The organism is Pseudoalteromonas sp. SR41-7 (assembly GCF_014163935.1).
Classification (GTDB): domain Bacteria; phylum Pseudomonadota; class Gammaproteobacteria; order Enterobacterales; family Alteromonadaceae; genus Pseudoalteromonas; species Pseudoalteromonas distincta.
In genome coordinates, this window is sequence record NZ_JACJEF010000006.1 from 26538 (window position 1) to 40169 (window position 13632).

8 protein-coding genes and 10 tRNA genes are annotated in these 13632 nt (G+C 39.0%); 8 read left to right on the top strand and 10 right to left on the bottom strand.

Annotated features, from left to right (window positions below; all coding sequences use genetic code 11):
- Window positions 1-77 precede the first annotated feature (77 nt).
- The 3 genes from H5092_RS09715 to H5092_RS09725 form a co-directional block, all read right to left on the bottom strand.
- Window positions 78-153 (bottom strand) — tRNA-Glu (locus H5092_RS09715).
- Between the two features lie 144 nt (window positions 154-297).
- Window positions 298-373: transfer RNA gene (locus H5092_RS09720), tRNA-Glu, on the bottom strand.
- A gap of 37 nt (window positions 374-410) precedes the next feature.
- Window positions 411-486: transfer RNA gene (locus tag H5092_RS09725), tRNA-Ala, on the bottom strand.
- 1126 nt (window positions 487-1612) lie between these two features.
- Here H5092_RS09725 and H5092_RS09730 point away from each other — a divergent pair.
- The 8 genes from H5092_RS09730 to H5092_RS09765 all read left to right on the top strand — a co-directional run bounded on the left by H5092_RS09730 (window position 1613) and on the right by H5092_RS09765 (window position 4902).
- A tRNA-Val gene (locus tag H5092_RS09730) sits at window positions 1613-1688 on the top strand.
- 152 nt (window positions 1689-1840) lie between these two features.
- Window positions 1841-1916, top strand: a tRNA-Val gene (locus H5092_RS09735).
- Between the two features lie 161 nt (window positions 1917-2077).
- Window positions 2078-2153, top strand: a tRNA-Val gene (locus H5092_RS09740).
- Window positions 2154-2304: 151 nt separating this feature from the next.
- Window positions 2305-2380, top strand: a tRNA-Val gene (locus tag H5092_RS09745).
- Between the two features lie 48 nt (window positions 2381-2428).
- A tRNA-Val gene (locus H5092_RS09750) sits at window positions 2429-2504 on the top strand.
- Window positions 2505-2536: 32 nt separating this feature from the next.
- Window positions 2537-2612, top strand: a tRNA-Val gene (locus H5092_RS09755).
- A 61-nt stretch (window positions 2613-2673) separates the two neighbouring features.
- Window positions 2674-2749: transfer RNA gene (locus H5092_RS09760), tRNA-Val, on the top strand.
- A gap of 506 nt (window positions 2750-3255) precedes the next feature.
- Window positions 3256-4902: a tetratricopeptide repeat-containing response regulator gene (locus tag H5092_RS09765; protein ID WP_033020645.1), complete on the top strand. Its 1647-nt coding sequence runs from the start codon at window positions 3256-3258 to the stop codon at window positions 4900-4902.
- Window positions 4903-4906: 4 nt separating this feature from the next.
- Here H5092_RS09765 and msrB read toward each other — a convergent pair whose 3' ends face one another.
- The 7 genes from msrB to H5092_RS09800 form a co-directional block, all read right to left on the bottom strand.
- A complete protein-coding gene (gene msrB / locus H5092_RS09770; RefSeq protein ID WP_024605441.1) occupies window positions 4907-5347 on the bottom strand; it encodes a peptide-methionine (R)-S-oxide reductase MsrB in 441 nt (146 codons plus the stop codon).
- A 147-nt stretch (window positions 5348-5494) separates the two neighbouring features.
- Window positions 5495-5935, bottom strand: a complete 441-nt coding sequence (locus H5092_RS09775; protein ID WP_138489371.1) for a hypothetical protein — start codon at window positions 5933-5935, stop codon at window positions 5495-5497.
- Between the two features lie 2 nt (window positions 5936-5937).
- Window positions 5938-6456, bottom strand: coding sequence for a DUF2919 domain-containing protein (locus tag H5092_RS09780; RefSeq protein ID WP_138489372.1), 519 nt, complete (start codon window positions 6454-6456; stop codon window positions 5938-5940).
- A gap of 9 nt (window positions 6457-6465) precedes the next feature.
- Entirely contained in the window at window positions 6466-8484 is a 2019-nt protein-coding gene (gene ligA / locus H5092_RS09785) for an NAD-dependent DNA ligase LigA (RefSeq protein ID WP_182733427.1), read from the bottom strand.
- Between the two features lie 80 nt (window positions 8485-8564).
- Entirely contained in the window at window positions 8565-9332 is a 768-nt protein-coding gene (gene zipA, locus H5092_RS09790) for a cell division protein ZipA (protein WP_182733428.1), read from the bottom strand.
- 74 nt (window positions 9333-9406) lie between these two features.
- The gene (locus H5092_RS09795) at window positions 9407-12808 is read right to left on the bottom strand and encodes a chromosome segregation SMC family protein (RefSeq protein WP_182733429.1); all 3402 of its coding nucleotides are present in this window, start codon (window positions 12806-12808) and stop codon (window positions 9407-9409) included.
- A 67-nt stretch (window positions 12809-12875) separates the two neighbouring features.
- Entirely contained in the window at window positions 12876-13607 is a 732-nt protein-coding gene (locus tag H5092_RS09800; RefSeq protein ID WP_182733430.1) for an RNA methyltransferase, read from the bottom strand.
- Window positions 13608-13632: the final 25 nt, after the last annotated feature.

Here is a 13632-nt window from a genome sequence, read left to right on the forward strand (position 1 = left end):
AGGACAACTGAATTTTTAGACTCGTTTCAGACGAGCTTTCTTAATAACACTACACTTCCCTATTAAAAATAAGTAAGTGGCGTCCCCAAGGGGATTCGAACCCCTGTTACCGCCGTGAAAGGGCGATGTCCTAGGCCTCTAGACGATGGGGACACATAAATGTGTCACTAGGACAGTTGATAAGTTTAACTCACATCATGAGCTTTAAGGTAAATGCGTTTAATACAAGTAAAGACTCGAGCTTTAATTGTGACGCTATTTTCTCGGTAAAACCGCCTTTAACTAATAAAAGTTAAGTGGCGTCCCCAAGGGGATTCGAACCCCTGTTACCGCCGTGAAAGGGCGGTGTCCTAGGCCTCTAGACGATGGGGACACAGAAAACTGCTACCCTAGGACAAAACACTAATTTTTGGTGGAGCCATGCGGGATCGAACCGCAGACCTCTTCACTGCCAGCGAAGCGCTCTCCCAGCTGAGCTATGGCCCCAACTTAATCAATACCCACCGTGATAAACACATCGTGTATCGCTTAGTGCGGGGCGCATTCTATGCACCACCCAAAATAAAGTCAACAGTTTTTTACCTAGCTTTATTTAAATGGTTTAATTTTCAACAAACTGGCTATCAAGCGTGCTAAAAAATACAATTTGAATAAGATTCAAGCCCTACTGCTTATAATAACATCACTATATTGCAGCGAATACTCAATAGCCCCCACTCCCCCATTTAATGAAACAAAATTGCATCAAAGCAAAGGTATACATTTATATGCAAATTAAACTTATCTATAAACTACCAATTAAGGCCCCGCCAATCGCCTTAATCTTTTAAAAGTTACAATTGCTTATAATAACCAAAACTTAAATGTGGGTTTGAGAGTACCCGCAGCCTTTACTTGCTTAATAACCAGCGTAACTCGTACTAAAAAATTCGATTATTGTTTGAAGAGCATTTTTAAAAGAGCACTGTTGCTTCGTAATTCTATGTATAAAACTTCAAGGCGCGTTGATCTTTGGTGGGTGAAGCGGAAGCTTTGCTCGGCTTTTACTTGGCCCACTAGGTTACAAACCTCGCGCCACGATTTAATCGTCCCTAGATTGAACAAATTTGAATCCACAAAGGTCAACACGCCCTAGTTATATGTGATCTATTTAGTCTTAACCCGAAGCTAGTAGCGAGGAATACGTATTTACGAGATGGCTAGGTTGGCTTATAAAAATAAAGTAAGTACAAAAATAGAGTTTAGAATGCTGAAATAGCATTTATTTTGGGAAGTTTAGATTAAATTCATTTTTAAAGGACCACTCTATTCACTAAATAACTCGCCCTAATATTAATCGATCTTGCTCATAATCATAAAAACGACTCCAGTAAAAAAACAATGAGTATCGTAAAACTAAATTTAAGGTTAATAAAATACAATTCCCTACTCACTTTTAGGTGCTTAATTGAACTGCAATATCAAATTTGATGATAAAATAGACTTCAACCATATCCTATTGTTTATAAAACCTTCATTCAGCACATTTTTATCATTCAAGTGTTGACACATTTCCAACTCTATCTATAATAGCGCCCCACAACAACGCAGCAATTCAATGTTGTTTAGATGTGGGTGATTAGCTCAGTTGGGAGAGCATCGCCCTTACAAGGCGAGGGTCACTGGTTCAAGTCCAGTATCACCCACCACTTTTTAGTTAAAGTGTTCACATCTAAATTCTATATGGGTCATAAGCTCAGTTAGAAAATAGAGAGCATTACCGCTACTAACAAGTAACGGCAAAGTTCACTGGTTAAAGTCCAGTACTATTTATTTAATAGTAGCGTTTTAAATTATATGTGGGTGATTAGCTCAGTTGGGAGAGCATCGCCCTTACAAGGCGAGGGTCACTGGTTCAAGTCCAGTATCACCCACCACATATAAAACCTATTACTATATTAATAGTCGTGTTTTAAAATTGTAATATGGGTCGTTAGCTCAGTTACAAGAAAAGAGAGCATCACCGCCTTTTATAAAAGATGGCGAGGTTCACTGGTTAAAGTCCAGTACTATCTATATCGGTAGTAGCATGTAATATGGGTCGTTAGCTCAGTTGGGAGAGCATCGCCCTTACAAGGCGAGGGTCACTGGTTCAAGTCCAGTACGACCCACCATTTTTTAAATGGTGCATATTACAAAAAATCTAAATGGGTCGTTAGCTCAGTTAGAAAAAGAGAGCATAACCGCTATTTACAAGTAACGGCGAGGTTCACTGGTTAAAGTCCAGTACTATTTATTTTAATAGTAGCGTTTTAATTTATATGTGGGTGATTAGCTCAGTTGGGAGAGCATCGCCCTTACAAGGCGAGGGTCACTGGTTCAAGTCCAGTATCACCCACCACATATAAACCTATTATTATATCAATAGTCGCGTTTTAAAATTTAATATGGGTCGTTAGCTCAGTTGGGAGAGCATCGCCCTTACAAGGCGAGGGTCACTGGTTCAAGTCCAGTACGACCCACCATTCCTAGAATGGTGCATATTAAAATGTAATTTGGGTGATTAGCTCAGTTGGGAGAGCATCGCCCTTACAAGGCGAGGGTCACTGGTTCAAGTCCAGTATCACCCACCAAATTACATCAAGCGGTTAATTGATAATAAAGAATTAAATAACAGGCATACCTATTATATGTGGGTGATTAGCTCAGTTGGGAGAGCATCGCCCTTACAAGGCGAGGGTCACTGGTTCAAGTCCAGTATCACCCACCACATATAAATACCATCAGATAACTTCTCTAGTAATAACTCTTTCTTTTCATATTAAATACATTTAAGAACTTTATAAAAACTCAATATAAAAATCGTATGTAATTAACTTAGTCGTAAGAAAAAGAGCATCACCACCCTTTACAAATAATGGCGAGGGTCACTGGTATCAAGCCAAGTAATCACCCACCACATATAAATACCATTAAACAATTTCTCTAGTAATAACTTTTTCCCATATTAAATACGTTTAACTCCTATTTTTACCTTAAATATATTTCATATTTTTATTAAAATCTAAATTTCCATATCAAAGCACTCATCAAATATAGCGTTTCCATTTTACTTATTTGGTTTTTAATTATGTTATTCGGCTCAGTACTTTCGTAGTTAGATAAACGTATTAGGCAAAGTTAAGTACCTAATAAATACAGCTATCATTTAAATTCCCTTGTAAGGAGTTAAACTGTTGATTATAGTCTGTGTTAAATACAATTACGCTTAAGCCAATGCCAACTAAGATCTATTCAAAAGCCAAAATACTTATAGTAGAGGAGCAGCCACTTGCTCAAAGCTATATGAAACAATCGTTAGAAAGGCTTGGCTTTCGGCAGTTGCGCTTTGCTGATCATGCAAACTCTGCAAAAGAGCAGTGTTTAAGTGAAGAATTTGATCTAATAGTTTGCTCATTCAACTTAAACAAACACCAAGATGGCTACCAGCTTTATGAAGAGCTACGTGTAAAGCAGCTCATAAAAAGTTCGACTGGCTTTATTTTTATCTCAGCAGAAACAAGTGGCTCACTCGTTCATAGTGTTCTTGAGCTGCAGCCAGATGACTTTTTAGTTAAGCCTTTTACAGTACAAGAGCTTAAAACACGCATTGAACGAATCTTAAAGCGTAAACACGACTTACAAACAGTGTATTCATTAATTGATGATGGTAACGATTCAAAAGCTATTAAATTTATTGATACCGCTCTGGATAAAAAAAATAATAATTACAGTCCTATCCTACTTCGCTTAAAAGGCGATGCCCTACTTCGCTTAAAGCGTGCTCAAGATGCAAAAGACTTTTTTAAGTCTGTTCTCGATATTCAAAAATTTGCTTGGGCAAAAGTAGGTTTAGTAGAGGCACTTATAGCGAATAACGAACATATTTTGGCGCAGCGAATGCTCAAGACAATGTTAGAGCGCCAAGAAACTCGTTTAGTAGCCCTTGATTTGTTGGGCAGATTAGAAATAAAGCTAAATCAGTTTGAACTAGCACAAAGCTTTTTAAGTCAAGCAGCAGACATTGCACCGCGAAACATCACACGCCAAAAATCGTTAAGTAATGTGTCGCTAATTAATCACGACTACGAAAAAAGCTATTTAACTCAAAAAGATATAGCCACCTTTGCAAAGCACTCAATACACGACCACCCCGATGTATATTTAAATGCAGCACGTGCCGGTATCGACTTTGCGTTAACGACTGATCAAACTGATCAAATTCAACGAATTTCTAGACAAACAAATCAGTACATTAATGATTTAAAAAAACAGTTTCCTAATAATGCAAATCAAGCGCAAATTGATGTACTTAATGCACGACTTCATTACTTAAAAGACGAGCATCAAAAAGCGAAAAAGCTAATTGAGCAGCTTGATGACGACGATACTCATATCCGATCGGTTGATGGAGCACTTGATAAAGCAAAAGCATTTCATGAACTGGGGTTTCATCAGAAGGCGCAAACCTTATTCACACAAATAATTAGCCACTGTGAAAGACACCCTGCAGTTAGCGACACAACTTACTTGCGTTATATTCAGCAGCAACAAAGTGAGCGACGCGATATTAAAATGGGTCCAAAAGAGCTTAATAACCATGCCGTTAATCAATTTAATAAAGGGCAGTTAAATACTGCGCTGGAAGCTTTTACGCAAGCATTTAGAGTAATGCCTCGCAATCAGAGTATTGCACTTAATTTATTACAGTGCCTATTTGATTCAACCAAGCAATCTGGCAGCTCATTTAATATGGATCTTGCTAGAAGATGCTACGCCCTTCTTGATAAAACTAAATTACAAGCAGATCAGACGCAGCGTTTAGATAAGATTTTACATATAGCAAAAGAAATGAATTTAGATATTCAAAGCGCTAGTAAATAAAATATTAGATCTTTTTCATTGCTGCGGCATTAACGCAATAACGTAAACCTGTTGGTAATGGGCCATCTGGAAAAATATGGCCTAAGTGCGAATCGCACACATTACAAACCACCTCTATGCGCTCCATACCATGACTTGTATCGTTTACATAACCAATCGCTTCAATTGTCGCAGGTTGCGTAAATGACGGCCAACCAGTGCCACTATCAAACTTTTCATCGGCATCAAACAATAGGTTATCACAGCAAATACACACATACTTGCCAGGTTCGAGTAATGTACAACTACCCGAGCTATCTGGGCGCTCTGTTCCTTTCTTACGTGTTACGTAATATTCATCTTCTGATAGTTGCATCCGCCACTGCTCGTCAGTTTTGACTACTTTTTTACTTGGGGTAGGATTGCCGTTGGTGGCAAAGTTAATAACATCATTCCACTTCAACATAATAGCCTCATTGAATAGTTGATTAACCGTACTTAATAAATTTATAAGAAGTACGGTTAATTATTACGTTATTTAATACACTAAAGATCAGCTAAAGAGTGTTGAGCGTTTAAAACTAAAACTCGTTCAATTTTAAAGGTAATCTCCTCAGCTAAAGGTAATATTTTGTTTTTCTGAGTCGGTAAGTATTCGTTTAATAAAACTATCTAGCTCTGCTTTTTTTACAGGTAAACTAACACTCATTTGGCGCTCGTTATTACTGTAAATAATTAGCTCATCATCCTTTGTTGTTATGCGTTCAATACTCTCAATAACTAACCAATTTGGACCATGCTTTTTATCAAAAAATCCCATCAAACTAAAAAGTAGTAAATGTTGGGCATCTCGCTGAATAAAATCCTCTAGCCTATTTCTTGATTTAAATAAGGGCGTTAGCCTATAAACGCTTGAGCAAAAAACAAATACCCACAACCCAAATAGCGCTTTAAACCACATAGACTCTAAAAGCTCAGTGCTAATCATTAAAATAATAAGCACTAAGCCTATTAACGATATAGCTATCGCTATTTTTTTATTTACAGCGTCCACAACTAATCCCTTTTAAGTCGCTTTTTTTCTTCTGATGCTTTTTCTGTCGGCTCAGGCCAATCATTAAAAAAAACGGTTAAATAACGGCTTTTCACCAAATACCACAATACCCATAAAACAATCATCATTTGTACTGCTAAAAATGATGAAAATCGATAATGGCTATGCGCTGCCTGAATACTTAACCATGTTAAATCAACAACAGCACATACAATAAGGGGCCAGCGCATATGCCGCCATATTTTTGCTAACTTATCGCTCGCACTGTGTGAATCTCGTGGTCTGCGTAAACAAAATAAAATAGTCGGTATTATTGCGATACTTCCAATTGCTATTGCAATAAAAAAATCATTTTTATTTTTAAAAAATAACGACATTAAATCAAGTTCAGGCCTGCGACTTAAAGCCGCAATCACCCAAATAAAATAGCCACGTAATAGCACAAGCAAACTTAAATTAAATGCAATAGGAGTTCGGTAACTTCCGTACTTATCCCAGTATTCTGGCCCATATCGGCTCATTGTTGCGTCCTAACCATTATGCTTTTTAAGCAGCTCAATTAATTCATCTTCCGTGAGTATGTCGATACCTAAATCTTGGGCTTTAGTCAGTTTTGAACCCGCTTTTTCACCCGCGACTAACGCATCAGTTTTCGCTGATACGCTACCAGATACTTTAGCACCTAGCTGCTGTAAGCGAGCTTTTGCGTCATTACGATTAAGCGTATTTAGCGTACCAGTAAGTACATAAGTAAGCCCAGCAAGCGGTTGTTCTTCTTCAGAAGGTGCACTCAACGCTGGCCAGTTTACGCCTTGCTCTATAAGCGCATTAACAACTGCTAAATTATGCTCTTCATCAAAAAAGCCACGAACATGCGTTGCAACTATTTCGCCTACATCACTTACCTGCGTTAAACTATCAATGCTAGCATTTATTATATTTTCAAGGGTAAGGAAGTGATTAGCTAAATTTTGTGCTGTTGCCTCACCTGCTTCGCGAATACCTAATGAATATAAAAACTTAGCAAGCGTAGTGCCTTTCGCCTCTTCAAGGGCTGTTACTAAATTTTTGGCTGACTTAGGTCCCATGCGTTCAAGTGACTCAAAATGTCCTTGTTTTAAAATAAACAAATCAGCGGGTGTTTTTATAAGCTCTCTGTCTACCAGCTGATCAACAATTTTATCGCCAAGGCCGTCTATATCCAGCGCTTTGCGTGACGCAAAGTGTTTAATTGCTTGTTTGCGTTGTGCAGGACATACAAGCCCACCCGTACAACGAGCGACAGCTTCGCCTTCAACCTTTTCAACATGAGAGTCACAAATAGGACAAGTTACTGGAAATTCGATATCGCTGGCATCATCAGGGCGGCGCTCAAGTACAACTTGCGTTATTTGTGGGATTACATCTCCTGCGCGGCGAATAATAACTGTATCGCCTACTTTTACGCCTAAACGTGCAACTTCATCACTGTTATGAAGCGTTGCATTTGATACGGTAACGCCACCCACAAAAACAGGCTTCAAACGTGCAACCGGTGTAATGGCGCCAGTACGACCGACTTGAAAATCAACATCAAGTAGTTGGGTTATTTCCTCTTGCGCCGGAAATTTATACGCAATAGCCCAGCGGGGAGCTCGTGCCACAAAGCCTAAACGCTCTTGTAAGGCCTTTTGGTTTATTTTTATTACTACGCCATCAATTTCATATTTAAGCTCGCCACGGCGCGTTAAAATATCGCTGTAGTACTCAAGCGCGGCTTTAGGACCTTCAACTAATTTTGTTTCTGGGCACAGTGGCAACCCCCAGTCAGTTAACTTTTCTAATTGCTGATAGTGATCCTCAGGAATACTGCCATCAGCTACAAGCCCGGTACTATAGGCATAAAACATGAGCGGGCGTTTAGCTGTAATTTTAGAATCGAGTTGACGCAAACTCCCCGCGGCTGCATTACGCGGGTTAACAAATACTTTTTCACCGCGTTTTTGCGCTTCAGTATTTAATTTATCAAAGCCAGCGCTGTCCATAAATACTTCGCCGCGCACTTCAAGCTCTTTTGGGTAATCACCACGTAACTTAAGCGGTACATTACGAATGGTTTTAACATTTTGAGTAATGTTTTCACCGGTAAAACCATCACCTCGCGTAGCCGCTTGTACAAGCACACCATCACGATAAATAATTGATACGGCTAATCCATCAAGTTTTGGCTCACAACAAAAAGTAAGCTCATCAGTACTCATTAAGCGCTCTTTTATACGACGATTAAACGCAGTGAATTCTTCTTCACTAAACGCGTTATCAAGCGATAACATGGGTACTTGGTGCGCTACTTGCTCAAATTTACTCAGTGCGGCACCGCCTACTTTTTGTGTCGGAGAGTCGGCGGTTAAAAATTCAGGGTGCTGCATCTCTAGTGCGCTTAATTCGCGTAATAACCTATCGTATTCAGAATCAGGAATACTGGGGGTGTCGAGCACATAATAGTTATAGTTGTGTTGCTCTAATGTAGTACGAAGATGATTAATTTGCTCACTAATGCTGCTAGACATTTAAACCTCAATAAACATAAAAAAAGCCACTTTGACGATTCACCGTCCAGTGGCTTATAAAAATATAATGTATGCGTTATTTACTCTGAAAAAGAACGAACCTGTTCAACATATTGCCTGATGCGCTCTACTGTCATTTCATTTCGCTCAGCATCTAAAATTTGTGCACCAAATTCATCCGCTAACTTTTTAGCTGCGCTGTGCAACATATTAAATGCCGCTAGACCATCGCCGTCGCACGGTAACGTCATAAATAAGCTTACCCCAGCGGTACTAAACTGTTCCATATTATCAATATCAAACGTACCTGGGTTATACATATTTACTAATCTAAATAAAACAGGGCCTTGGCCAGCCGGATCTAAGTGGCGATTAAAAAAACCTTCCTCAGAATATTTAAAACCTAAAGTATTAACTGCTGGTAATAATTTACTGCCCTGCATACTAAGCTCTTCTGGCATTTGAATATGCACAATAACAAAGTCAGACATTTGAGTAGGCGCTTCTTCAGCACTTTGATCTTTTGTTTCAAGATCATCAACTATCTCTAGGTCGTCTTCAATTGGTGTTTCTGGCACGCTTGTATCAATTTGCGGCTCATTTGCATCAAAGTTAAGCTCGCCAAATTGTGGCTCATCACGTTCGTCTTGCATTGGCTCTTTTGGCTCAGCCTCAGTACGAAACGGTTTAGATGAAGCTGGTGCGCTTTGTTGTAATGGCTCAACCCGTTTATTATCCGATACTTCTGGGCGGTCTTTTTTTCTGACTGACCACAATCCATGTATTAATAAACCACCAATGACAATTACACTGATAACGATTAAAACCCATCTTAATTGTTCGGCCATCCCCTCACCTTTTATTATTTGATATGCCTAAAACCTGTATATTAATGAAAAACTAATACACTTGTTATAAAAATTTATGCGTGTGCAAGTTGCACAGCTTGCTCTATATCTACAGCAACCATACGCGATACGCCAGGTTCTGCCATAGTAACACCTGTTAATCTACCTGCCATTTCCATCGCAATTTTATTATGACTAATATAAATAAACTGCACTGATTGTGACATTTCTTCAACCAAACGGCAAAAACGCACAACGTTGGCATCATCTAGTGGTGCATCTACTTCGTCCAGCATACAGAAAGGAGCTGGATTGAGCCTGAATATAGAAAACACTAATGATAATGCGGTCAGCGCTTTTTCTCCACCACTTAACAAATGAATTGTTGAATTTTTCTTACCCGGTGGTCGTGCCATTATACTAACACCACTTTCGAGTAAATCGTCACTGGTTAATTCTAAATACGCGCTCCCACCACCAAAAACTTTAGGAAATAGCTCAGCAAAGTCTTCGTTAACTTGATCGAACGTCGCTTTAAAGCGTGTTTTGGTCTCACTATCAATTTTACGAATTGCACCTTCAAGGGTACTTAACGCTTTTGTTAAATCATCTAATTGATTATCAAGATAATCACTACGTGCCTTGGCTAAATCAAACTCTTCTATTGCCGCTAAGTTTACTGCACCTAATTTATCTAACTGATTAGTAAATCCGGTTAACTGATTTTGTGCTGCACTTAAATTTAATGAATCTGGTAATTCATCAAGTATTGCTTTTAAGCTTTGTTTCAACTCTTCTAATGGCTCAAGCGCAACTTGCGCTTTTATTACTAAGCTTTGTTCTTCAATTGTTAGCTTTTGGTGCTGCTCTTGCAAGCCCACCAGCTCACCTTGTGAATTTTTAAGGCTTATTTGCTTAGTGTTTAAGCTCTCTTTCGCCTGAGCTAATTCTTTTTGTAGCAATACTAATGCCTGCTCACCTTTTTGATGCTGTGCTAAGAGCTGCGTAATTTTATCGCTAAGTTCTTGCTCTGGTATCAGCAGCTCTTCTATTTCATTTAGTAGTTCTTGCGCACCTTCTGATGCACTAACGTGCTCTTGCTCCGCATGGCTCAATTTGGTTTGGCTTAACTGCCATTCACTGCGTGCCTTTTGCTCTGAGAGCGTTGCCTTATGTGCTTGTGTTTTATATTGCTCAAGCATGCTTAATGCTTCGCTATAACTTTTATTACTTTGTAAGCGCAAGCTATTTGCAGCGTCTATTTCATCCGCTAAGTTAAGTTGCTGCTCATTTAACACTTCAAATTGCGCTACTTGCTCATCAAGCACGGTATTTAATTGTAAAAGCGCAGTGGTGAATTGCTGTTTTTGTTGCTGTAGCTTTTCTAGTTGTAACTTAAATTGTGCTACTTGCTGTTTGAGCATATCGCTGCGCGTACTGGCTACCGCTATATTTTGCGCAAGCTCATGTATGGCTTCTTTTAGCTCGCTTTGCTCGTTAACTAACTTTATTTGCTCAGCTGTATGTACGTCACGCGTGTGTGTTACTTGTTGTAGCTCGTCCTCGGTATTATTTAATTGCTGCGCTTTATCTTGCAATTGCTTATGCTTTAACAGTAATGAGTTTTCTGCATTACATTCGGCACTTACATGCCAGTTACGACCATATAAAGCACCGTTTTTATCCATAATGGCTGTATAAAAACTATCTTTTAGTATTTCTAAATCACCGCTTTCACTATAAGCAATACGTGCTAAATGCTCTGGATAAACACCGCTTGTTATATATGTAGCTAAGCTATTTGTTGGCATGCTTTTATCACTATTTGGCCACACACTGTTATCAGCTTGCTGCTCACTTACATTTAAATGCTCTAAAGATTTAAGTGCTTGCTCTATTAGAAGCTCAAAGCCTTCTTTAACACCTAGCTGATTAAACAAACCATTAGTACGTTCACTTTTCTCATCAAGCCCTAATGTACTTTTAAGCCCCGTTATACTGGCTTTTAACTCGTTTATTGTTTGAGTGAGCGTCGAATATTGTTTTTGTGAGTTATTAACAAGCTCATTTTGCACTTCAAGCTTAGCAGTGCACTTCGTATGTGCTGTTTGTGTAGCGGCAAGTTCTTGAGTTAAGGTTTGTGTTTGCTGTGTTTGCTGTATTAACTGCTGCTCTACATCACTACTTTGTAGCTCACTAAGCTGAACAGTTAACTGATCAATTTGCTCGTTAACATGATCAATTTGCTGATGAGTTTGTTTAATGTGACTACTATGTAGTTGCACGTTATTATTAAGCTGTTGCTGTTGCTCACACAAAGCTTGCCAATGAGTATGGTGGCGCTGCTTAAGTGCTAATAATTCCTCAAGTTCATGCGTTAACCCACTAACTTGCTCTTCACATATTAAGGCGTTTTCACTTACCTCTTGCAGGGCTTCATTAAGTTGCTCGCACACAATTTGCTGCTGCGATTTTACCTCAGCACTTTGAATTTGGCGTTGCTGTAATTTAATTAAACTTTGTTTAAGCGTTTGGGTTTGCTGCTTTACATTGATTTGTTGTTGCTCAGCGCGAGTAAGCTCGGTGTGTATTACATGTTGCTGATGCTGTGCATCGCTTAGTTTATCTTGCTGGGCTTGTACTTGCCCCTCTAGGCTTGCAAGTACATCGTCATGCCCTGAGTTAGCGGTTTTAAAAAACAAAATTTGATCATTAAGTTTTTTAATTTGGGCACTTTTTTCAAGTTGCTGCTGATGTAACTTTTGCCATTTTAAAACGGCAATTTGGCCTTTTAGCGTACGTTCTTGTACTTTTAATTCGCGGTATTTTTTTGCATCAACCGACTGCACAGCCAATTTATCGAGCTGGCTTTGTAATTCTTTACGCACATCTAACAAACGTTCAAGGTTTTCGCGAGTGCTCTTTATACGAGTTTGTGTTTCACGGCGACGCTCTTTGTATTTAGAAACGCCAGCGGCTTCTTCTAAAAATACGCGCAGCTCTTGTGGTTTACTTTCTATTAAGCGCGAGATCATCCCTTGCTCAATAATTGCGTAACTACGTGGACCAAGACCGGTGCCTAAAAATATATCGGTAATATCACGCTTACGGCATTTACTGCCATTTAAAAAATACAGTGACTGTCCGTCGCGCGTTACTAAACGCTTAATAGCAATTTGGTTTCGATCGGCAAATGTGTTTGAAGGACTTCCTTTATCGTTATCAAAAACAAGCTCTACAGAGGCTTGTGATATGGCTTTTCGATTAGTTGAGCCATTAAAAATAACGTCGGTCATGGCGTCGCCACGCAGGTTTTTAGCAGAGCTTTCACCTAGCACCCATCGTACTGCATCAATAACGTTAGATTTGCCACAGCCATTGGGGCCAACAACACACGTCATTTGATCAGGAAATGGAATTTTAGTGGGCTCTACAAAGGATTTAAAGCCCGCTAATTTAATAGTGCTTAAGCGCATCTTATTGTTATTACCGATTATTATTGTTATTGATTACAAACAATTTAACTCATTAACAGTTAAATTGTTAAGCTTGTCGTTTAAAATTATCTAAAATAATACCGGTCGCCATTGCAACATTAAGCGATTCTGCACCACCAAAAGCGGGGATGGTGATTTTATTAGTTACTAATTTTGCACATGTCTCGCGTATTCCATGCGACTCACTGCCCATTAGTAAAACGCCTGAGCCCGTAAATTGGGTTTTATGCACGCTTTGCCCATCTAAAAAAGCACCGTAAACAGGTAAATTTAAAGACTGTAGGTAATCAGGTAAATCTACTTGGCTTACCGATACCCTTACAAATGAGCCCATCGTGGCGCTAATTGTTTTTGGGTTGTAAGCGTCTGCGCTGTCGGTGCTAGTTACTATATGTTTAATACCGTACCAGTCTGCCACTCTTATTATTGTGCCTAAATTACCAGGGTCTGATACGCCATCAAGTGCGAGTGTTAAGCCATTTGCTTGTGGTAAAGCCGCCTTTGGCATATCAACAATAGCAATGGCTGCATTATTGCTAACTAGCGTGCTGGCTTTGGTGAGGGCTTCTTCATCAGCTTTAATAAAATTAGCGTGCTGATACTTACCTTGGTACGCATTTATAAATTCGTTTGTAGCAAAAATATTAACCACATTTAATGGGCTGTTTAATAACTCAAGTACGTTTTTCTCACCCTGTACAAGGTATTGATTATATTGCTTTCGGTACTTTTTTTGGCCAAGTTGGCGAATAAGTTTGAGTTGGTTTTTTGAAATCATAACAGCCCCATAAAATTATCCATCA